Genomic DNA, 21,198 nt, shown 5'->3' on the forward strand with positions numbered 1-21,198 from the left:
CAGACTTCCAGATCTTTGCATCCGGACCTGACAGTCGGTCGACGACATTACCCGGCACCTTGTTGCGAGACACGAGACCTGTTTCGGTGTCATCGGCGACCAAGATCAGCGCATGATCAAACATCCAATTCACTGTGCCTGACAGCGCCAGCCCGTTTCTTCCTGACCTGCCGTCGTTTTTGGTCCTTTCAACACCTTCCCCAAGTTGGTCAGAGTGTTGGTCAATCCGGTTGGATGAAACCCACGGGGTCACCAAGAAGGCACCGCAAGAGATTGACGGGGCCTGTAAAATCGTAGCGCATTATGGAAGCCACACTTCCAAACCAGAGAAACCGTCAGGGAGGGTCTGAGAACCCGGCGGCATTCTTTCGCATCATCGGACCTGTATGTGTGCCGAGCCTCTTGCTGGGTCTGGGATTTTTCGCCGCGTCGCTGACAACCTCGCTGGTGCCTCGCGGCCCGCTTGTGCAGGGCATACTCGGTGGCCTGGTAACCGCACTCGGTTATCTGGTTGGGCGGGTATTTGCTCTTTTCTGGCGCGCCGCAGATTTGCCCCGCCTGTCGGGCTAACTGGCGCTGATATTCAAATGGGCCCTCGCCATCGCCACTCTTACCCTGTTCGTTTGGATGCTCGGGTCCAGCCTGACGTGGCAGAACGACCTGCGACAGAAGATGGGCTTTGAGCCTGCGGACGCCCTGCATTTATGGCAGATCCTGATGCTGGCAGTCGCCGTTTTCGCTGTTGCCTTCCTTATCGGGCGCCTCGTTGCGACCCTTTTGCGCTTGATGCGGGCGCGGTTTTATCGCGTCATGCCGCCGCGCCGTGCCAATGTGCTCGGCTTTGTCACCATTGCAGCGTTTCTTGTCATCGTGACGCGCGATGGACTATTTGACCGCGTGGTGCTGATCGTGGCCAGCCCGACGGGGACTGGCTGGCTGGACCCAGGATCGCATGACCCGGTCGAATACATGCATGGCGGCGACATCGCGACTGTCGCCGCGCAGTATTCCTACCTTCAATCCCCCCTTGCGCTCATCCTCGAGACCCGGACCGGGCTGGAACAGGCGACCGCCTTGCAAGAGGCCGTGCATGGCTACTGGAAGACGCTGCCACCGGATGCCCGACCGCGTCTTTACGTGCATGGGCTCAGCCTCGGGGCATGATCGTCGATGTATGCAAGCAACCTCTTTCGCTTGCTGGACGATCCGATCAACGGCGCGTTCCGGGCCGGGCCACCCTTCCCTTCGACTTTCTGGAACTATGTCCAGCGGCAACAGGCGCCGGGTAGCCCTTGGGTTCTTCCAAGGATTGGGGACGGATCGTTGGTGCGCGATGCATCGCATACGGCAGATGCCTCGGAGGCCGAGGCGTCGTGGGGGTGAGGCGGTCACAACCGGACGGCGCGATTTAGACATCGCTTGGCCAGGATTTTCGAAAATCCTGGTTCCCTGCTGGATGGGGTTGGGGTTTTGGGTGGGATGGGCTGGGAGGCCGATTGGGTCTTGGGTCAGTTGGGTTTGATTGGTGTAAGCGGCCCAGAGCCGCCGTTCGACGGTGTGACGGATGCCGCGCTGCAACAATAGCAGACCGGTCATTGGGCCATCCCGCAGCATTTTCGAGAAACGTATGCCGGCAGTGCGAACTTTTCAGACCTTGGCTTGCTCGAACCCAACCGCCACTCTCAGGACATCGCCGCCGTTCGCTGCGCGGCAACCAATCGCCGATTTTCAGCGTTTTTTCAATCTGCTCAGAATCACGGGAAAACCGCTAGCGGCCTGCAGAATTGCCTCTGTACGATCAGCAGGATTTAACCGAGTAGGCAGTGTTGGTCAGCCGCCTCATCAGGTTATGTGCTGATCCAGATTGTCTTGGTCTGCATGTATTGCTCCAGGGCTTCGGTCCCGTTGTCGCGCGAAAGTGAGCCTGACTGCTTGTAGCCTCCAAAGGGTGTTTTGATGTCGCCTTCGGAGAAGCCGTTAACCGAAACGGTGCCGCAAGGAAGCGCGCGGGCCATGTGTATCGCACGGTCGATATCGCGAGTGAACAGGGTTGCATGCAGGCCATAATCCGTGTCGCAAGCTATCGACAAAGCCTCTTCTGCCGATTTCACGGGAATGATTCCCAAAACTGGACCAAAGATCTCTTCACCGGCTATTTTCATCCCGGGTGTGACGTTTTGAAAGACTGTGGGCGCAATGAAATGGCCGGGCATATCGACATCTCCGCCTGCGATCATCTGCGCACCCTCGTCGCGGCCGCTTTGGATATAATCCATCACTATCGTCTTATGATCCTGAGTGATCATTGATCCGATATCAGTGGCCGGATCCAGCGGATCACCCAGACGGAACGCTTTGACACGCTCGACTATGCGCACTGAGAATTCCTCGACCAGTGGTGCGGCGATGAGCTGCCGCATGTTAGCCGAGCAGTTTTGCCCTCCGTTCCAGAAGGCCGACATCGCCGAATGCTCAATCAGATCATCGGTGATCGGCGCATCGTCCAGAACGATGAACGGGCTTTTCCCGCCCATCTCCAGCCCGATGCCCTTCAGATTGCTATCACCTGAGTAGCGCATGAACATGCGACCTACCTCAGTCGATCCAGTGAAGGACACGATATCGATATCGTTGTGAAGCCCAATGGCCTGGCCGGCTGTATCGCCATAGCCAGGCACGATATTGACGACCCCGTCCGGCACGCCCGCATCGCGCATCAACTCCGCCAGACGAATGGCTGTAAGCGGCGTCTGCTCGGCCGGTTTGACGACGATGGAGCAGCCAACAGCTAGCGCAGGTGCGATCTTCCATGCCGCCATGACCAGCGGGAAATTCCATGGCAGGATCGCACCAGCGACGCCCGCTGGCTCCTTGAGGATCAACGCCAGGGCGCTTGGACCGGTTGGGGCAATCTTGCCGAAGGTCTTGTCAGCCAGCTCGGCATACCATTGAAAGAAGGCGGGGACGTCCTTGCCAATCTCGTGCAGGCAGTCGGTGATCGTCTTGCCAGTGTCGAGGCTTTCCAGAACCGCCAGCTCATCGGTGTGTTCGCGAACCAATGCGGCGACCTTGAGCAAGACGTCCTTGCGATGCTCGGGCTCTGCCCGTGACCAGCTGCCCTCGTCAAATACGCGGCGCGCGGCAGCAACAGCGCGATCCACATCGGCGGATTTGCAATGCGCGACGCTGGCCAGAACTTGCCCTGTCGCTGGATTGGAGGTCTCGAATTTTTGACCATCAGCAGCATCGCAGAACGTGCCGTCTATAAAGGCCTGCCCGCTTGGCTTCAGCCTGCCTGCGATGGCCTGATACTGATCATGGGAAAGTGTCATATGGTGATCTCCGTTGCCTTAGTCGCGCAGCGTTCGCGCAAATTTCCGAATGTCGTCCATCAGCAATTCGGGCTCTTCCATCGCTGCAAAATGGCCGCCTCGGGGCATCTCGGTCCATTGCTGGATGTTATAGATCCGGTCCGCATACGAGCGCGGCGGCCAACGCAGCATCTCGGCGGGGAAGACGGCGCAGCCTACCGGCACCTCGACGCGCCGTCCTTCCGGGGACAAGACGCGCCCGCCTTCCTCACGCCGGCCATAGTAGATCCAGGAGGCGGTATTGAACGTCTTCGTAGTGATGTAGATCATGATATTCGTCAGAAGCTCATCCTTGGAATGAGCCGCTTCGATATTGTCATTCTCGATGTCAGACCAAGAATGAAATTTCTCGACCAGCCACGCAGCGATGCCCACTGGACTGTCCATCATCGCATAGCTCAGCGTCTGGGGCCGGGTGGCCTGCTGCGTGCGATATCCGTCCTGCATGATCTGGTCGCGGTCAAACTGCGCGGCCCATTCGGTCTCCTTCGGTGTTTGTGGGCCATCGGGGTGGCGCATGGTCAACACATTGATATGGATCGCTGAACAAGCAGGCGCATGATCGTAACCCAGCCAAGAGCAGATCGCACCGCCCCAATCGCCACCTTGGGCCAGATACTTCTGATATCCCAAAGTATCCGTCATCAGCATGTTGATGACGCCTGCCATCTTGCGGGGGCCGTAAGGCCGAGGCGGGCGCCCAGAAAAACCAAAACCCGGCAGAGATGGCGCAATTACGGTAAAGGCGTCCTCAACATTGCCCCCGAAGCGTTCAGGATGCGCAAGCGGCTCGATCAGCGCGTAGAATTCGGCCACCGACCCAGGCCAGCCATGAGAGATCATCAGCGGCATCGGGTTCGGGCCGCTTCCCTGCTCAAGGATGAAATGCATGTCGATCCCGTCGACCTTCGCCGTGTAGTTTGCAAAGCTGTTGATCCGGGCCTCTTGCGCACGCCAGTCAAAGCCGCCTGTCCAATAGGCGCACAGGTCCTTGAGGTAGGTCATGTTGGTCCCGTAATCCCAGCCACCATCGTCGGGCATCTCATGCCACGGATAGGAGACGACGCGCTCGCGGATATGCACCAGCGTCTCATCCGGGACGTGGAAGGAGAACGGGGCAATGTTCTGATTGGAGCTTATGCAGCCTTTCAATGGCGAGGTCCTCATTTGAATGGTGGCGCACCCACTAAGGTTGCTGAGGGTTGTGCCCGTTCTAAGTAGCCAGACATCGTTCATCCACACGAGAGACAGGCCGCGTGTTTCGAAGGGACAGTTGTGCTAGCGAAGGGATCAGGCCGATCTCTGCGAGGGGCGCGATCACCGGCAATGGTCTTAGCGCGACACGCTCAGGGCTTTCCATCGTTACAAAAGCCGCTCGACTTCTTCAGCAACAATCTGAACGCCTGCTTCCAACTTTGACACCGGGACATAAGCAAAGCCGAGGCGGAAGCTTCGGTTATCGTCATAGTTCAGATAATAATCGCGCCCCCGGTCGATCAACACACCCCTACCGCGCAAGCAAATTGCTAGCTCCGAGGCGTCGAAGCCATCCGGTCCGGTCATCCAGAACGATGTACCACCTTCGGACGCCGTATGCCGTAACATGCCAAGGTGGCTGGTCAGCGCGGTATACATCGTGTGCCAGCGCTTTTTGTAACGCCGCTCGATATTCGCAAGATGTGAATCATAGTGCCCCAACTGGAAAAACAGCGCCACGATTTCTTGCACAATGGTCGGCGGATGCCGCATCATCACCCCACGCGCGATCCGCGCTTCGCGGATGATGTCCTTATGCGCAACGACAAAGCCCAGCCTGATACCCGGCGAAACGGTCTTGGACAAGCTGCCGACGTAAATCACGCGTCCTGTCCTGTCCATCGACCGCAGGGACGCCGAGGATTTTGCAACGTAATTCATCTCGGCCTCGTAATCGTCTTCTATAATCAGAAAATCCTTTTCCACCGCAGTCGCAAGAAGCTCTTTCCGGCGCGTCAGGCTCATTGTGACCATGCTGGGGAATTGGTGACTGGGCGTGGTAAAGACCAGTTGGCAGCCAGTCGGTATGCTTGAGGGTATCAGACCTTCGTTGTCGATCGGCACGCCAATCAGCTCATTGCCGGACATGCGGAAGGCATTGCGGGCGCCAAAAAAACCTGGGTCTTCTAGCGCGATAGGTCGGCCGGACTGCGCGAAAATAGTTCCCAGAATAAATAGGGCGTTCTGGGATCCAAGGGTGATTAGGATCTCGTCTTCGTCGGCGTAGATGCCGCGCGTGTTCAGCAATCTTTGTCGCAGCTGATGGACAAGCTGCGGGCTATCGCTTTCGACCGAGTCGTTGGCCCAAAGCGGGGTTTGCTTGCGCCCCAGGGCCTGCCTCGTGCATTCACGCCAGCTGTCCACCGGAAACAGATCCGGGTCAATCTGATTGTAGATGAAAGGATAGGGATAGCTGTTCCAATCCAGCGGATTTATTACCGGCATCAGATCGTTCGGCTGAAAGCTGACGGGACAGGGTACCGCATTTTGGCCTCTGGCATCGGCGTCCACCGATTTTTGCGCCCCCACCATCTGCGGATTGACGAAATAACCAGAGCGGTCACGCGACACCAGAAGCTCCAGATCGACAAGGCGGTTGTAAGCCGCGAAAACAGTGTTCCGCGATACGCCGAATTCCGTCGCAAGCGCGCGGCAGGACGGCAATGGTCGATCAGGCGCTAGTGACCGCGATGTTATAGCAGCGCTTACAGCTTCACAAATTTGGTCGCGCAGGCTGAGGTGCGAGTGTTCGGGAAGTTTCAGAAATCGCGGAGATGTGGAATTCAACTTGGCACTCCCAATGCAAGGCAGCCAACCGGGCCGTATCTTATTCTAGCAAAACTTCCCGGCCTGTCCCGCGTCCTGAACGTTCTGTCCCGCTGTTTCGCATAATCTGTCACTTTAACTGGGACCATGTCCTGTCAAAGATAGCATAAGAAAAAAATCAACAGGAGATAGCTATGAGACTGACCTCAATAGGCAAGACGGTGTGCATTGCCGCCGCCGTGGCGCTATTTGCACAGACCGCTGCCGCAGAAAAAGTGCTGAAGCTGGGCACGGTGGGCCGTTTGGGCATGCCGATCGGCGATGCCATCGATCAGGCGCTCATCCCGACGCTGGAGAAGGTATCCGGCGGTCAGATGACAGTCGAACCCCATTATCGCGGCTCGCTATGCGGTGAGCAGACCTGCGGCGAACAGGCCAACCAATCGCTTTTGCAGCTTTGGACAAGCTCAACTGCGAATTTTGGCAGCTTCAGCACGGCCCTGTCCATCTTCGATCTGCCCTACATCTTCAGCAGCATCGAGAACGCTGACAGAATTTCGTCGGAATGGCTGGCCAAGAAGCAGTGTGAGATCGCTGCCGAGGAAGCGGGTCACATCTGCCTGACCGTCTATTCCAGTGGCGGCTTCCGCCAGCTGGGTAATGCCATTCGCCCCGTTCGTGTGCCCGCGGACATGGAAGGCATCAAGTGGCGCGTCACCAAAAGCCCGATCGAATATACGCTTATCAAAAACTGGGGCGCGGTCCCGGTGCCCTATGACTGGACACAGCTATATCAGGGCCTTCAGACTGGAGTGGTATCAGGACAGTATGTCGCCACACCATGGCAGGAAATCGCCAAGCTCTACGAGGTCGCAAAATATTACACCGAAATTAACGGTTCGTGGTCCGGCAACCAGCTATCGATGGACAAGCGCCAGTATGACGCGCTGAGCGATGAAGAGCGCGAGTGGGTCCATGCGGCTGCCGACGCTTTTGGCCAGCGCGTGCGGGAGCTGGACCGTCAGTGGGTTTTGGACGGCGAGGCCGCCATCAAGGCAGAAATCGAGGAATGGTATGTGCCTTCCGATGACGAGATCAAGCTGTGGCGCTCGGGCGCAATCGACGCCTGGGTCAACGCCAAGGGAACCTTCGATCCCGAAACCGCCATCCGCGTTCTGCAAGAGCAGGGCATGGACGATTTCATCGCCGAGTTAAAAGAGGCAGGCGCGCTTTGATGTGGGCCTGAGTTAGCCGAAAACAAGAGGGGCGCGGCCATCTACGCCGCGCCTCTTGCGTCATCATAGTCTTTTTCCCGACCCTCACGCCGCAACAGGACGAATATCTCAATGGAAAGCATCATACTTCTGATTGTCCTCGTGGTGCTGATCCTGCTGGGTGCACCTGTGGGCTTCACGCTGATCCTGATTCCGGTGGCCTACATCATGATCACCGATGCAGCGCCAATGATTCTGATCCCCAGCCAGATGTTCAGTGCCATAGACTCGGTGCCACTGACCGCAATCCCGTTCTTCATGCTCACCGGCGAGCTTATGACAAGCGCCACGATCACCGACCGTCTGGTTGAGCTCAGCAGACGTCTGATCGGCCGGATGCGCGGAAGCATGGCTCAGGTGAACGTGCTCGTCAGCATGTTCTTCGCCGGCATGAATGGATCGGTCGTGGCCGATACGGCAACTGTGGGATCGCTGATGATCCCGGCCATGAATCGCTCGGGTTATCCGCCAGCCTTCACCGCTGCCATCACCGCTGTCAGCTCTACCATTGGCGGCATCATACCGCCGTCGATCATGATGATCATCCTTGCAAATGCGGGCGGCATCTCCGTTGGCGCATTGTTCGCTGCGGGGATCGTTCCGGGCATCATGATTGGCGCGCTCTTGATGGGCATCAATTACATCATCGCCAGACGCAACAATTTCGAGCGGAGCGATGAGCCCTTCAGCCTGAAGGAAGTCGCAATCGTCGGATACAAGTCCTCCTTCGCTTTGCTGATCCCAGTCGTGCTGGTCGGCTCGGTCGTGTTCGGCATCGCCGGCGTGGTCGAGGCCGGAGCTTTGACCGCGACGATCGCTCTGTTTGTCGGGCTGTTCGTATACCGGACCATAACATGGACCAACTGTAAGGGGGCATTTGTCCGCGCATTCCGCAATTCAGCCATGGTGTTCATCATCATCGCGGCCTCGGGCCCGTTTAGCTGGCTGTTAACCTCGCTGGGCGCGATCAGCCAGCTGGAGGAATGGCTGCTAAGTTATACGCACAACCAATTCCTCTTCGCGCTGGTGCTGGTTTTGTTCATCTGCCTGTTGGGCATGGTCATGGATTCCGCGGTGAACATCATCGTGGCCGGTCCAGTTCTGGTCGATGTGATGGTCAAGGCTGGCTATCCCGATGTGCAGGCGGCGCTGGTCATCATCGTCGGCTTCCTCATAGGCTCCGTGACGCCACCGGTGGGAGTGGCCTTCTTCACGGCAAGCGCCATCGCAAATGTCCGGCTGGAGAAGGTGGCAGTGGCGATGCTGCCATACCTCGTCGCCCTCTTCGCACTGCTGTTCGTGCTGATCATGGTCCCGGGTTTCTCGATGTATCTGCCCGCTGCCTTTGGCTTCGTAAAATGATGCGACCGCGCCAGTTTCATTCTTGCGGCGACTTACCGCTCGCCCCCACTATTCAATTGGGAGTAGCCCGATGATCGCAGTCACCAGGATAATTGATACCGCCGTCAAGAAGATACTGACCGGCGTCTGTTCTATGCTTCTGCTCTTGATGGTAGCATTTACAGTCTACTCGGTCGTCATGCGCTATGTATTTGAAAATCCGCCGGTCTGGGGGGATCTCCTGACCGTCCTCAGCAATATCTGGCTGGTGTTCCTCGCCCTGGCGCTGACGGTGCGTGAAAAGGACCATATCGCGCTGGACCTGCTTTACTCATGGTTGCCCCTCAAGTCCGTCTTTATGATCCAGCAATTCTGGGCGTTGGTTATATTCAGTCTCGGAGTAATCATGATGATTTATGGCTGGGAAGCTGTCACTACCATGGGCGGTAAGTACTGGGAAATGTGGTATTTTGCCTGGGAAGACGGTCAAATCGTATTCAAGCCGAACTATATGCCTAAGAAATACGCGATTGCCATCGTGCCTATTTCTGGTTTCTTGGTCAGCGTTGCCGCTCTCGCCTCCATTGTTGAAGACTCTCTGCTATTGAAGGCAGGCGCTTTCAAACGCCAAAAAGATGTCGATATGCATACCGAGGCAGATCGGATTTAGGCGCGGAGCCAGAGGATAATTTCAAAAGATTCAATTTCTGCAAGAAGATAGGCAAGAAAACATCCGCCCTCCTCCCCTCGCCAATCAAACAATAAGAGGTTTTCACCTCATTGACTGCCAGTTCTCAGCCGTTTGAGTTCGAATGATTGGCCTGACTCACGATATTCAGAGGCGACATTCATAGCCAACGATCGTTCCCCGACAAGCCTTTTTGATGACCAACACCGAGGAAAGCGATGGTGCCAGCTTTCGCAGCCTCGACGACAGCGCGAGCCCGAGCGGCCCATTTGCGTCCGCCCAGCAGCTCGGCCGAGGCGACAAGGCTGTCACCCTCTGCGCGCAGCCAGCACATGAAATCGCTGGCCTTGTTCATGTGCCGGAGCAGGGCACGGATATCGGGAATGTGTTTCATGGGATCACCTTTCCTGGTGGAATGCGCGGGCCCGCCATGGGCCGCGTCAGAAGATCCCTGCTCCGGTCAGATGATTTCGTTTCTGGTGTCCGCATTACTGCCGGCACGCGGTTTCCCGGCGCGGCCTCATCAAGAGGGCCGTGCCGGGCAATCCGTGCCGGTGTTGGCGTACAAACTCAGTCTGAAGAGACAGATTTTGGATGCCAAAATATGCTTCCGAAAAAGTCTATATTTTACAAATCCTTAAGGTCGCCGGCAAAACGTTCGCCGACGCGTGGCAGTAAAATCGGCCGATTTGGCATAACTACGCCCTCAACGACAACACCCTGCCTCACCCCCGGCTCACCCGCATTTCGAATGTCCGCAGCTGGCGCAGGTCATGCAGCCTTCGATCATCCGCATGTCATAGCCGCCGCAGGACGGGCAGCTTGGTCCGCGCGGCGCGTCGAAATTCACCACCGTCTGCGTCGGGTCAGACTTCAGCCCAAGCCCCTCGCCTTCCAGGAACCCGATCGAGATCATGTGCTGCTCGAGGATCCCCCCGATCGCCGCAAGGATCGACGGGATGTACTTGCCCTGCATCCACGCGCCGCCGCGCGGATCGAACACCGCTTTCAGCTCCTCGACCACGAAACTCACATCGCCGCCGCGCCGGAACACCGCCGAGATCATCCGCGTCAGCGCCACGGTCCAGGCGAAATGCTCCATGTTCTTCGAGTTGATGAACACCTCGAAGGGCCGCCGGTGCCCGTGCAGCACGATATCGTTCACCGTAATATAGATCGCATGGTTGCTGTCGGGCCATTTCAGCTTGTAGGTCGCCCCCTCAAGCTCCGTGGGCCGGTCCAGCGGCTCTGACATATAGACGATCTCGCCGCCCTCATGGGGCATTTGCGCGCCCGCCTCTCCGGGGGCCGCGTCGCTGGCCTCCGACACGCTCAGCACGCTGCCCGTCACGTCATTGGGCCGATAGGTGGTGCAGCCCTTGCAGCCCGTCTCATAGGCCTGCATGTAGACATCCTTGAACGCCTCGAACCCGATATCGGCGGGGCAATTGATCGTCTTGGAGATACTGCTGTCCACCCAACGCTGTGCGGCGGCCTGCATCTTGACGTGATCCTGGGGCGCCAACGTCTGCGCATTCACGAAATAGTCGGGCAAGTCGGCATCGCCGAACTTTTCGCGCCACATCTGCACGGCGTAATCCACCACCTCTTCCTCGGTGCGGCTGCCATCCTTCTGCAACACCTTGCGGGTGTAGGAATAGGCAAAGACCGGCTCGATCCCCGAACTCACATTGCCCGCGTAAAGGCTGATGGTCCCCGTCGGTGCGATCGAGGTCAACAGAGCGTTGCGAATGCCGTGCTCGGCGATCGCCTCGCGCACATCCGCATCCATCCCGCGCATATTCCCCGACGCCAGGAACGCCCCCGCATCGAACAGCGGAAACGGCCCCTTCTCGCGCGCCAGATCCACACTCGCCAGATAGGCCGCGCGCGCGATCTGATGCAGCCACGCCTCGGTCTGCGCCACCGCCTCGTCGCTGCCATAGCGCAAGCCCACCATCAACAGCGCATCCGCAAGCCCGGTGACCCCCAGCCCGATCCGCCGCTTGGCCTCCGCCTCGCGGGCCTGCGCCTCCAGCGGAAAGCGGCTGGCATCCACCACATTGTCCATCATCCGCACCGCGACGGCCACCAGATCGTCCAGCGCATCCTCATCCAGCGCGGCCTCCGGCCCGAACGGGTCCGTCACCAGCCGCGCCATGTTGATCGACCCCAGCAGACAGGCGCCATAAGGCGGCAGCGGCTGCTCGCCGCACGGGTTGGTGGCCGAAATCGTCTCGCAGTAATTGAGGTTGTTGGCCGCATTGATCCGGTCGATGAAGATCACCCCCGGTTCAGCGTAATCATAGGTCGCCTGCATGATCCGGTTCCACAGGTCGCGCGCCTCTACCGTGCGATAGACCTTGCCGCCGAACTCCAGCTCCCACGGCCCATCCGCCTTGACCGCCTCCATGAAATCATCCGTCACCAGCACCGACAGGTTGAACATCCGCAGCCGTGCGGCATCCGCCTTGGCGGCGATGAAATCCTCGATATCGGGATGGTCGCAGCGCATCGTCGCCATCATCGCACCGCGCCGACTGCCCGCGCTCATGATGGTGCGGCACATCGCATCCCACACATCCATGAAGCTGAGCGGCCCGCTGGCATCGGCGGCCACGCTTTTCACCTCGGCGCCCTTGGGCCGGATCGTGCTGAAATCATAGCCGATCCCGCCACCCTGCTGCATGGTCAGCGCGGCCTCCTTCAGCATCTCGAAGATCCCGCCCATGTCATCCGGGATCGTGCCCATCACGAAACAGTTGAACAACGTGACGCTCCGCCCGGTGCCCGCACCCGCGGTGATCCGCCCCGCCGGCAGGTATTTGAAATCCTCCAGCGCCGCATAGAATTTCTGCTCCCAGAGCTTGGGATCATCCTCGACCGCCGCCAGCGCCCTTGCGATTCGCCGCCATGTATCCTCGACACTCTGGTCGATGGGCGTGCCATCCGCCTCTTTCAGGCGATACTTCATGTCCCAGATGGATTGGGCGATGGGGGCGGTGAAACGGGACATGGCGCGACTCCTCGGCAGCTCGGGAAGGAACACAATAGCTTGAAGCCCTCCGCATTTCCACTACCCTATGTGGCTTGTTCGGGGGGAATCGCACCACATGGCCAAACTGCATCTCATCAAGCTCAGCGTCGGCTCCGACAGCGTCGAAAGCCTGATGCGCTGGCAGTCCTCTGCACAGGCGCGCGGCCCCGACGGCCAGCCGCGCCACATCACCCGAATGTGGCCCAAACGCGCCGACGAGGTGCTGGACGGCGGCTCGATCTATTGGGTGGTGCAGGGCCTCGTCCAATGCCGCCAGCGCATCCTGCGCTTCGACGAGGTCACCGGCGCCGATGGTATCCGTCGTTGCGCCTTTGTCCTCGACCCCGAGATCGTGCGCACAACCACCGCCCCCAAGCGCCCGTTTCAGGGTTGGCGCTACCTGCAGCCCTCCGATGCGCCCGCCGATCTGGCCGCCCACCGCCAGAACGAAGACAGCCTCCCGCCAGCGCTTTCGGCGGCCTTGGCCGATATCGGCGTGATCTGACGCGCGCCTCACGGGGTTTTGACCGCTCACCCGGTTTTTGGGTTAATTTCCTCAGAAAACCGGCACTTTTCAGCGCATCACCTTGCGTAAACGGGCAGGAACATGCTGCCCGCGCGCGCTTCGGTTGATCGTGCCGCGCAACCGGCCCACCTCTGTCTCACCCAAGCAGGCACATCCTGCATCCGGGCATCTTTCGGCCCTTCCCGGCCCGAAGGTTTCCACAAGGTCCATCCGCATCACCGCGCGGAGATCGACATGACAAGAAAGAGGTTTGAGCGATGTTGAAACAAGGTTCCACTCTAGTGGCCGCACTGGCCCTCGCCACGGGTCCGGCCCTTGCCGGCTCGGCCACGCCCCCAGAACCAGACCCGGTAATCTCCACACCGGCGCCGCCGCCCGCCCCCTCCAGCCCCGACTGGACCGGGCCGTATGTCGGCGGTCAGATCGGCTGGGGCAATGTCGACACCAATCTGCCCGGCGTCAGCGGCGACGATGTGATCGGCGGCCTGATCGCGGGCTATGATTACGATTTCGGCCAATGGGTCGTCGGCGGCGGTCTGGATTACGACTGGGCCGATATCGGTCTTGGCGCGGGCAATCCCACGCTCGAGAACGTGTTCCGCGTCAAGGCGCGCGGCGGCTACAAGATCGGCAACGGCTTGCTCTATGGCACAGGTGGCTGGGCGCAGGCCGACACCAGCACGCTCGGTGACGATGACGGCTATTTCATTGGCGCGGGCTACGAGCACATGGTCACCCCGAATGTCTCGCTCGGTGGCGAAGTGCTCTATCACGAGTTCGACAATTTCAACTCGACAACGACCGATGTGGATGCCACCACCGTTCAGCTGCGTGGGGCGTTCCGCTTCTGATCCGGGTCCCTGACCCGTGATGGTCCCTCCCTCCGGACCCTGACGGGCGTGCCCTCGCCGGCGCGCCCGTTTTGCCGTCATCTTCCGTTATACTGTAACGATTGCGTACAGGATGGACACAAATCCGGCGATCGGGTCCCGGTTTCGTCCCAAAGGCGCGTAGGGTTCGTACGGATCGTACGACATCGTGTCAGTCGAGCGACAGGCTCTTGAGCAGCTCCGCCAGGGTGCTGCGATCCATGTCACTCAACGGCACGCACCGCGCCCGAAACAGCGTCGCCTGACTGCGCAGGATCAGCCCATCTTCCAATATTTTCAAATGGTTGGCGCGCAAGGTGTCGCCGGTCGAGGTGATATCGGCTATCGCCTCGGCGGTCTCGTTCTTCACCGTGCCTTCCGTGGCGCCCTGACTGTCCACAAGCTGGTAATCCGCCACCCCGTTCTCGCGCAGGAACTCCCGCACAAGCCGGTGATACTTCGTAGCAATTCTCAAACGAAATCCGTGGGTTGCGCGGAATGCTGAAGCCACTGCATCAAGATCGTCCAGCGTGTTCACATCGACCCACGCCCCCGGCACCGCCAGCACCAGATCGGCCTGACCAAAGCCCAGCTCCGCGATTTCCTCGACCCGATTGTCCCATCGGCCCAGTTTCTCGCGCACCAGATCGGTGCCCGTCACCCCAAGATGGATGCGCCCAGCGGCCAGCTCTCTTGGGATTTCCCCCGCAGACAACAGAACAAGGTCAACATTATCAATACCTTGGACATAGCCCGCATATTCGCGATCCGATCCCGCACGGCCCAGTTCGATGCCGCGCTTGCCGAACCATTCAAAGGTTTTTTCCATCAGCCGCCCCTTGGACGGCACCCCCAGCTTGAGGCTCATGACAGCCCCCCCAGATCCACCACCAGCCCCGGCCGCACCACCCCGCCGACCGCCGGTATCTCTCGTCCGCGACCCAGCTGCCGGGTCAGCGCGTCATAGCGCCCGCCGGTCGCCACAGGCGGCAGGTCAGGCCGTTTTTCTGCATAGAATCCAAAGACAAAGCCGTCATAGTATTCCATGTTGGTGCGCCCGTAACTGGCCTCGAAATCAAGCGTAGTGATGTCCAGACCGCGTCCCGCCATGGCCTCCAGACGCCGCGCCAGCCGGTCCACCGCAGGTTGGATCGCGCCCATGTCCACTGCAATATCTCGCAATCTTTCCAAGGCGTTATCAGACGTTTCTCGCACAGCGAGAATGGCATCGATCAGCGCCACCTCGTCATCCGAGATCGGCGCAACCTGAGCATCCTCTTGCAATGCATTGATCCGGCTCAGTATTTCCGCCTCGCTGCGCATCCCTATCATCGGCCCTGCCTCGGCCATCGGCTCCGCCTTTGCCAGCAGCGCCGCCCGGCTCTCCGGCACCGGCACCCGGCCAGAATAGCGATCCATCAATGCCCGAAACCGTCTCGGCCTCCAGATATGCCGCAACAACGCCTTCTTGCGCGCCTCGGTGGTCCGCAAGCCGCCCACCGCCGCCATCAAGAGGCCGATATCACCGGTCGCCGCGCGCAGGTCCAGAGGCTCCAAAGCTTTGAAAATCATGCAGAAAACACGTGCGTCCGCCGCCTCTGGCGCCGTGCGGTCAAACAATTCGAAGCCGACCTGCATATATTCGTTGGCCCGGTCGGGATCGTCCTCCTGCCGCCGAAAAACCTCCCCGGAATAGGTGTAACAGGCCGGCTCTGCCCCATGCGCCATATGCATCTGCACCACCGGCACCGTGAAATCCGGCCTGAGCATCTGCTCCCCGCGCAACGCATCCGAGGTCACATAGGCCCGCGCCCGCATATCCTCGCCATAGAGATCAAGCAGAACCTCGGCGGGTTGCAGCACAGTCGTTTCCACCGGCTGTGCGCCCTCGGCCTCGAAGACCGCGCGCAGCCGCGCCGCCTCGGCCCGGATCGCGGCGCGATCGGTCATTGCGCCTGTCCGTCCAGAATTTCACGGACCTTTTCAACAAGTTGCGCGCGCGGAACCTCGAACTGGCTGGGCCGTTCCTTCCACTCTTCAAGGGTCGCATTCTCGGCCATCTGCGCGCCAAGGATCAGGTCCTTGATCTGGATGACGCCGCGCTCTTTCTCGTCGCCGCCCTCGATCACCGCGATGGGCGCACCGCGCCGGTCGGCGTATTTCATCTGGTTTCCGAAGTTCTTCGGATTGCCCAGATACACCTCGGCCCGAATGCCCGCGCGCCGCAATTCACCCACCATATGTTGATAATCGGCCATCCGGTCGCGGTCCATCACGGTCACCACCACCGGACCTTCCACCGTCCCGCCGATCCGGCCCTTTTCGCGCAGCGCCGCCAGCAGCCGGTCCACCCCGATGGACACACCCGTCGCCGGCACCGCCTGCCCGGTGAAACGCTTGACCAGATCGTCATAACGCCCGCCCCCCGCAACCGAGCCAAATTGCCGCTTGCGGCCTTTTTCATCAAGGATTTCAAAGGTCAACTCGGCCTCGAACACAGGCCCGGTGTAATATCCAAGCCCCCGCACGACCGATGGATCGATCACGATCCGGTCCGTGTCGTAGCCTTGGGCCTCCAGAAGATCGGCAATGGTTTCAAGCTCTTGCACACCCTCAAGACCAATCGCGCTTTCCCTTACGGCGGCGCGCAGATTGTCCAGCGTCTGCGCGGCAGTCTCAGCCTTTGACGTGAGGAACGCCAGCACCGGCTCCGCCTGATCGTCGCTCAGCCCGACCCCGTCGATATAGGCACCCGAGGCATCCAGCCGCCCCTTGCCCAGCAACTCGCGCACGCCGCTTTCGCCCACCTTGTCGAACTTGTCGATGGTGCGCAGGACGGCATCGCGCTGCGCGCCCTCGTCCAGCCCCATGACCTCGAGCACACCATTGAGAACCTTGCGGTTGTTCACCCGCACGATGTAGTCGCCGCGCGGGATGCCCACCTGTTCCAGGGTGTCTGCCAGCATCGCGCAGATCTCGGCGTCAGCCGCCACCGAAGGCGCGCCAACCGTATCCGCATCGCATTGATAAAACTGACGAAACCGCCCCGGCCCCGGCTTTTCATTGCGCCAGACAGGCCCCATCGCATAGCGCCTGTAGGGCGTCGGCAGATCGTTGCGGTGCTGCGCATAGACCCGTGCCAGCGGTGCCGTGAGATCATAGCGCAGCGCCAGCCAATCGCCCTCGTCCTCCTGCCAGGCGAACACGCCTTCATTCGGGCGGTCCACATCCGGCAGGAACTTCCCCAACGCCTCGACGGTTTCCACCGCGCTCGATTCAAGCGCCTCGAACCCATAAAGATGATACACGCCCGCAATCTTGCGCAACATCTCGGCGCGCTCGGTCACTTCGGTGCCGAAGTAATCGCGAAAGCCCTTGGGCGTCTCGGCCTTGGGGCGGGGCTGTTTCTTTTCCTTGGCCATCTGGGGGATCCACCGGGGTTTGCTGCGTGTCGCAGCGTCTAGCCGAAGGGGCACGCGGGGGCAAGCCGGGGTAACAAGGCGATTGACGTCGACAGCCCAAAACCGCTAGCTCGGCGCATGGATACGCTTGAAGAACAAATCGCCCACCTGACCCGCACGCTTGACGATCTGTCGGATGTCGTGACCCGGCAAGAGCGCGAGATCGCCCTGTTGACGCGCCGGGTGCAATTGCTGCTCGAGCGTGAGGCAGAACGCGAAAGCGATCTGGGCGGTGGTATCACCCTTGGCGATGAACGCCCGCCGCACTGGTAAGTGCGTGGCCCTGCGGTCACCGGCGCGCTACATCTCTTCAACGGCCAGAACGCCGCTCAGGCTTTTGATCGCGCCCTTGATCTGCGGGGTAACAGGGTAGTCCTGCCCTGTGTCGATCTCGATCTCACCCGGAAGGCTCGGCCCCATCAGGCAGAACCGGATCGGCCCGCGCCCCCCGGATTTGACCGATGTGACCGCGTTCTGCAACACTGAGGCCACCGAGGGAATCGCCTCTTGGGTTTCGACGAAGATACGCAGCCCCATGGCGCCCGCATCCGCCACGACCCCGTCGATCGGTGACACCGCCCGACCAAGCAGTTTCAGCTGATCGCTTTCCATCGTCGCCTCGACCGTAATCACGACCTGCGCGCCGGTCTCCAGATGATCGCGGGATTTCTCGAGCGTTTCGGAAAACAGCGTCACCTCGAAGCCGCCGGTGGTGTCCGACAATTGCACAAAGGCAAACCGGTTGCCGCGCGCCGATTTGCGCTCCTGCCTGCCCGACACGACACCGGCCATCTTGGCCACCAGCGCGCCCTTTTGCTCGGCCATTGCGGTGACCTCGTCGAGGGTCTTGACGTCCTTGCGGCGCAGCGCGCCCATGTAGTCGTCGAGTGGATGGCCCGACAGGTAAAAGCCGATCGCCTTGAATTCCTCGGTCAGGCGCTCGGCGGGCAGCCAATCCTCCACCGGGCTGAGGCGCGGCTCGGGCAGATCGTCGCCCGCCTCGCCAAAGAGCGACACCTGGCTCGAGGTCTTCTGATCGAAAATCGCCGCCGAATAGTTCATCAGCGGCTCGATGCTGTCGAACACGCGGCGCCGGTTGCGATCAAGCTCATCAAAGGCCCCGGCGCGCGCCAGCATCTCAAGCGGCCGCTTGCCGATCCGTTTCAGATCGACGCGCCGCGCGACATCGTAAAGTGTCGCAAAGGGCTTGTCGCCGCGCCCCTCCACGATCAGGCGCATCGCCTCGACGCCGACGTTCTTGAGTGCGCCAAGCGCGTAATGCAGCACCCCGCCGCGCACCTGAAACACCGCATCCGACCGGTTCACGCAAGGCGGCGCATAGGGCAGTTGCAGCCCCTTCTTCACTTCCTGGAAATAGACCGCCAGCTTGTCGGTCAGGTGGATATCGCAATTCATCACCCCGGCCATGAATTCAACCGGGTGATTGGCCTTGAGCCACGCCGTCTGATAGCTGACCACCGCATAGGCCGCCGCGTGCGATTTGTTGAAGCCGTAATTGGCGAACTTGTCGAGCAGGTTCCACACTTCCAGCGCCTTGGCGTCATCCACCCCGTTGGCCTTGGCCCCGGCGATGAACTTGGGCCGTTCGGCATCCATCGCGGCCTGGATCTTCTTGCCCATGGCGCGGCGCAAAAGATCGGCACCGCCAAGCGTGTAGCCCGCCATCTCCTGCGCGATCTGCATCACCTGTTCCTGATAGACGATGATGCCCTGCGTCTCGTCGAGGATATGGTCGATCAGCGGATGCAGCCTGTCACGCTCGCTCAGCGCGTTCTTGACCTCGCAATATTTGGGGATGTTCTCCATCGGGCCAGGACGATAGAGCGCCACAAGCGCCACGATGTCCTCGATGCAGGTGGGTTTCATCCGCTTGAGTGCATCCATCATCCCTGAGCTTTCCACCTGGAACACCGCCACCGTCCGGGCGCGCGCATAAAGCTCATAGGTCTTGGCATCATCCAGTGGGATCTGGCCGATATCGTTCTCGGCGCCCTCGAACGGCTCATAGATGGGGCTGCCATCGGCAGCGATATGCAGGTCGCGCCCTTCGGCATGGATCTGCCCGATCGCGTTCTGGATCACCGTCAACGTCTTGAGACCCAGAAAGTCGAACTTGACCAGCCCTGCCTGCTCGACCCATTTCATGTTGAACTGCGTGGCCGGCATGTCCGAGCGCGGATCCTGATAGAGCGGCACCAGCGCATCCAGCGGCCTGTCCCCGATCACCACCCCCGCCGCGTGGGTCGAGGCATTGCGCAACAGCCCTTCGACCTTCATGCCGTAATTCAGCAGCCGGTCCACGACCTCTTCGCTGCGCGCCGCCTCTCGCAGGCGGTCCTCCTGTGCCAAGGCCTGCTGGATCGACACCGGCTTGACCCCTTCCACGGGGATCATCTTCGACAGCTTGTCGACCTGACCATAAGGCATCTGCAGCACCCGGCCGATATCGCGCACCGCGGCCTTGGACAAAAGCGCACCGAAGGTGATTATCTGCCCCACCTTGTCGCGCCCGTATTTGCGCTGCACATACTGGATCACCTCCTCTCGGCGATCCATGCAGAAATCGATGTCGAAGTCGGGCATGCTGACCCGTTCGGGGTTCAGGAAGCGTTCGAACAGCAGGCTGTAGCGCAGCGGATCGAGATCGGTGATGGTCAAGGCATAGGCCACCAGACTGCCCGCCCCCGAGCCGCGCCCCGGTCCCACCGGAATATCCTGTTCCTTGGCCCATTTGATGAAATCAGCAACGATCAGGAAATAGCCCGGAAAGCCCATTCCCTCGATGATGCCCAGTTCGAACTCCAGCCGCTTGTGATACTCCTCCACCGAGGCGGCATGCGGGATCACCGCCAGCCGCGCCTCCAGCCCCTCCTTGGCCTGCCGGCGCAGCTCGTCCACCTCGTCATCGGCAAAGCGCGGCAGGATCGGATCGCGCCTGTAGGCGCCAAAGGCACAGCGCCGCGCGATCTCGACGGTATTCTCCAGCGCCTCGGGCAGATCGGCGAAAAGCGTCGCCATCTCCTGCGGTGTCTTGAAGTAATGCTGCGCGGTCAGCCTCCGGCGCGGCTCGGCCTGATCGACATAGGTGCCCTCGGCCACACATAACAGCGCATCATGCGCCTCGTACATGCCCGCATCGGGGAAATAGACGTCATTGGTGGCCACCAGCGGAAGGCCCATCGCATAGGCCATCTCGACAAAGCCCCGCTCGGTCAGCCGTTCGGCCTCGGGCGCGCCATCCTCGCCCGGGTGGCGCTGCAGCTCGACATAAAGCCGGTCTGCGAAAGCGGCCAGCAACTGGCCCATCAGCGCCTTGGCCGCCGGGCGCTGCCCGGCCTGCAACAAGCGCCCCACCGGCCCATCCGGCCCACCCGTCAGGCAGATCACCCCCTGGGCATGCGCCTCGAGCTCGGCCAGCGTGACATGCGGCAGCTGCCCGTCGCCGCGCAGATAGAGACACGAGTTGAGCTTCATCAGGTTCTCGTAGCCCGCCTCGTTCTGCGCCAGCAGAACCAGCGGCGCAGGCGGCTTGGCCCGCTCGCCCGGCTGCGTCTCGAGATAATCCAGATCGACCTGACAGCCCATGATCGGCTGGATGCCCGCCCCGCTCGCGGTGACGGAAAACTCCAGTGCGGCGAACATGTTGTTGGTGTCGGTCACCGCCACCGCCGGCATCCCCGCCTTCTCGCACAGGCCCGCCAGCGACTTGAGCCGCACAGCACCCTCCAGCAGGGAATATTCGGTATGGACGCGAAGGTGGATGAATCGGGGGGAACTGCTCATGCCCCGCAGATTAGCCGCCCGCGCG

15 protein-coding genes and 1 pseudogene are annotated in these 21,198 nt (G+C 60.4%); 7 read left to right on the top strand and 9 right to left on the bottom strand.

Annotated elements, in window-relative coordinates; genetic code table 11:
- The first annotated feature begins 303 nt into the window (after window positions 1-303).
- Window positions 304-1,383: pseudogene (locus RAZWK3B_RS20525) on the top strand (alpha/beta-hydrolase family protein).
- A 464-nt stretch (window positions 1,384-1,847) separates the two neighbouring features.
- On the opposite strand, the gene RAZWK3B_RS07715 reads toward RAZWK3B_RS20525, so the two are convergent.
- From RAZWK3B_RS07715 to pdxR, 3 genes are all read right to left on the bottom strand, one after another.
- Window positions 1,848-3,332 (bottom strand): aldehyde dehydrogenase, encoded by a 1,485-nt coding sequence (locus tag RAZWK3B_RS07715; RefSeq protein WP_007813837.1) that lies wholly within the window; start codon window positions 3,330-3,332, stop codon window positions 1,848-1,850.
- 18 nt (window positions 3,333-3,350) lie between these two features.
- The gene (locus RAZWK3B_RS07720; protein ID WP_007813839.1) at window positions 3,351-4,523 is read right to left on the bottom strand and encodes an epoxide hydrolase family protein; all 1,173 of its coding nucleotides are present in this window, start codon (window positions 4,521-4,523) and stop codon (window positions 3,351-3,353) included.
- A gap of 210 nt (window positions 4,524-4,733) precedes the next feature.
- Window positions 4,734-6,194: a MocR-like pyridoxine biosynthesis transcription factor PdxR gene (pdxR, locus tag RAZWK3B_RS07725; protein WP_050774198.1), complete on the bottom strand. Its 1,461-nt coding sequence runs from the start codon at window positions 6,192-6,194 to the stop codon at window positions 4,734-4,736.
- A 200-nt stretch (window positions 6,195-6,394) separates the two neighbouring features.
- On the opposite strand from pdxR, the gene RAZWK3B_RS07730 reads away from it, so the two are divergent.
- The 3 genes from RAZWK3B_RS07730 (at window position 6,395) to RAZWK3B_RS07740 (ending at window position 9,458) form a co-directional block, all read left to right on the top strand.
- On the top strand, window positions 6,395-7,408 hold the full coding sequence (locus RAZWK3B_RS07730) for a TRAP transporter substrate-binding protein (RefSeq protein ID WP_232279491.1): 1,014 nt from the start codon (window positions 6,395-6,397) through the stop codon (window positions 7,406-7,408).
- Between the two features lie 111 nt (window positions 7,409-7,519).
- Window positions 7,520-8,809 carry a TRAP transporter large permease gene (locus RAZWK3B_RS07735; protein WP_007813845.1) on the top strand — a complete coding sequence of 430 codons (1,290 nt, stop codon included), beginning with the start codon at window positions 7,520-7,522 and terminating at the stop codon, window positions 8,807-8,809.
- Window positions 8,810-8,879: 70 nt separating this feature from the next.
- Window positions 8,880-9,458 (top strand): TRAP transporter small permease, encoded by a 579-nt coding sequence (locus tag RAZWK3B_RS07740; protein WP_007813847.1) that lies wholly within the window; start codon window positions 8,880-8,882, stop codon window positions 9,456-9,458.
- A gap of 178 nt (window positions 9,459-9,636) precedes the next feature.
- On the opposite strand, the gene RAZWK3B_RS07745 is transcribed toward RAZWK3B_RS07740, so the two are convergent.
- The gene (locus RAZWK3B_RS07745) at window positions 9,637-9,870 is read right to left on the bottom strand and encodes a hypothetical protein (protein WP_007813849.1); all 234 of its coding nucleotides are present in this window, start codon (window positions 9,868-9,870) and stop codon (window positions 9,637-9,639) included.
- Between the two features lie 342 nt (window positions 9,871-10,212).
- On the bottom strand, window positions 10,213-12,492 hold the full coding sequence (locus tag RAZWK3B_RS07750; protein ID WP_007813851.1) for an adenosylcobalamin-dependent ribonucleoside-diphosphate reductase: 2,280 nt from the start codon (window positions 12,490-12,492) through the stop codon (window positions 10,213-10,215).
- Window positions 12,493-12,589: 97 nt separating this feature from the next.
- Between RAZWK3B_RS07750 and RAZWK3B_RS07755 the strand changes: the two genes are divergently transcribed.
- Entirely contained in the window at window positions 12,590-13,018 is a 429-nt protein-coding gene (locus tag RAZWK3B_RS07755) for a DUF1489 family protein (RefSeq protein WP_007813854.1), read from the top strand.
- A 278-nt stretch (window positions 13,019-13,296) separates the two neighbouring features.
- Entirely contained in the window at window positions 13,297-13,890 is a 594-nt protein-coding gene (locus tag RAZWK3B_RS07760) for an outer membrane protein (protein WP_037295255.1), read from the top strand.
- A gap of 190 nt (window positions 13,891-14,080) precedes the next feature.
- Here the strand turns inward: RAZWK3B_RS07760 and hisG are convergent, their stop codons facing one another.
- The 3 genes from hisG to hisS are packed head-to-tail and all read right to left on the bottom strand — an operon-like array spanning window position 14,081 to window position 17,330.
- Window positions 14,081-14,776 carry an ATP phosphoribosyltransferase gene (hisG, locus tag RAZWK3B_RS07765; protein WP_007813859.1) on the bottom strand — a complete coding sequence of 232 codons (696 nt, stop codon included), beginning with the start codon at window positions 14,774-14,776 and terminating at the stop codon, window positions 14,081-14,083.
- The gene (locus RAZWK3B_RS07770; RefSeq protein ID WP_007813861.1) at window positions 14,773-15,858 is read right to left on the bottom strand and encodes an ATP phosphoribosyltransferase regulatory subunit; all 1,086 of its coding nucleotides are present in this window, start codon (window positions 15,856-15,858) and stop codon (window positions 14,773-14,775) included. The genes hisG and RAZWK3B_RS07770 overlap by 4 nt, the downstream gene beginning before the upstream one ends.
- Complete coding sequence (gene hisS, locus RAZWK3B_RS07775) at window positions 15,855-17,330, bottom strand: histidine--tRNA ligase (protein WP_007813863.1); 1,476 nt, start codon at window positions 17,328-17,330, stop codon at window positions 15,855-15,857. Before hisS ends, RAZWK3B_RS07770 begins: the two co-directional genes overlap by 4 nt.
- A gap of 117 nt (window positions 17,331-17,447) precedes the next feature.
- Between hisS and RAZWK3B_RS07780 the strand changes: the two genes are divergently transcribed.
- Window positions 17,448-17,642: a SlyX family protein gene (locus RAZWK3B_RS07780; protein ID WP_007813864.1), complete on the top strand. Its 195-nt coding sequence runs from the start codon at window positions 17,448-17,450 to the stop codon at window positions 17,640-17,642.
- A 27-nt stretch (window positions 17,643-17,669) separates the two neighbouring features.
- Here RAZWK3B_RS07780 and dnaE read toward each other — a convergent pair whose 3' ends face one another.
- Window positions 17,670-21,173, bottom strand: coding sequence for a DNA polymerase III subunit alpha (gene dnaE / locus RAZWK3B_RS07785; RefSeq protein ID WP_007813867.1), 3,504 nt, complete (start codon window positions 21,171-21,173; stop codon window positions 17,670-17,672).
- Window positions 21,174-21,198: the final 25 nt, after the last annotated feature.

It is taken from the genome of Roseobacter sp. AzwK-3b (assembly GCF_000170875.1).
GTDB classification, from domain to species: Bacteria; Pseudomonadota; Alphaproteobacteria; order Rhodobacterales; family Rhodobacteraceae; genus Roseovarius; species Roseovarius litoreus.

Excerpts from the sequence above, each read along its gene's own strand:
- hisS (WP_007813863.1), bottom strand. The coding sequence starts at position 17,330 with ATGGCCAAGGAAAAGAAACAGCCCCGCCCCAAGGCCGAGACGCCCAAG.
- RAZWK3B_RS07740 (WP_007813847.1), top strand. The coding sequence starts at position 8,880 with ATGATCGCAGTCACCAGGATAATTGATACCGCCGTCAAGAAGATACTG.
- RAZWK3B_RS07755 (WP_007813854.1), top strand. The coding sequence starts at position 12,590 with ATGGCCAAACTGCATCTCATCAAGCTCAGCGTCGGCTCCGACAGCGTC.
- RAZWK3B_RS07750 (WP_007813851.1), bottom strand. The coding sequence starts at position 12,492 with ATGTCCCGTTTCACCGCCCCCATCGCCCAATCCATCTGGGACATGAAG.
- RAZWK3B_RS07715 (WP_007813837.1), bottom strand. The coding sequence starts at position 3,332 with ATGACACTTTCCCATGATCAGTATCAGGCCATCGCAGGCAGGCTGAAG.
- dnaE (WP_007813867.1), bottom strand. The coding sequence starts at position 21,173 with ATGAGCAGTTCCCCCCGATTCATCCACCTTCGCGTCCATACCGAATAT.
- RAZWK3B_RS07780 (WP_007813864.1), top strand. The coding sequence starts at position 17,448 with ATGGATACGCTTGAAGAACAAATCGCCCACCTGACCCGCACGCTTGAC.
- RAZWK3B_RS07735 (WP_007813845.1), top strand. The coding sequence starts at position 7,520 with ATGGAAAGCATCATACTTCTGATTGTCCTCGTGGTGCTGATCCTGCTG.
- RAZWK3B_RS07745 (WP_007813849.1), bottom strand. The coding sequence starts at position 9,870 with ATGAAACACATTCCCGATATCCGTGCCCTGCTCCGGCACATGAACAAG.
- RAZWK3B_RS07760 (WP_037295255.1), top strand. The coding sequence starts at position 13,297 with ATGTTGAAACAAGGTTCCACTCTAGTGGCCGCACTGGCCCTCGCCACG.
- hisG (WP_007813859.1), bottom strand. The coding sequence starts at position 14,776 with ATGAGCCTCAAGCTGGGGGTGCCGTCCAAGGGGCGGCTGATGGAAAAA.
- RAZWK3B_RS07770 (WP_007813861.1), bottom strand. The coding sequence starts at position 15,858 with ATGACCGATCGCGCCGCGATCCGGGCCGAGGCGGCGCGGCTGCGCGCG.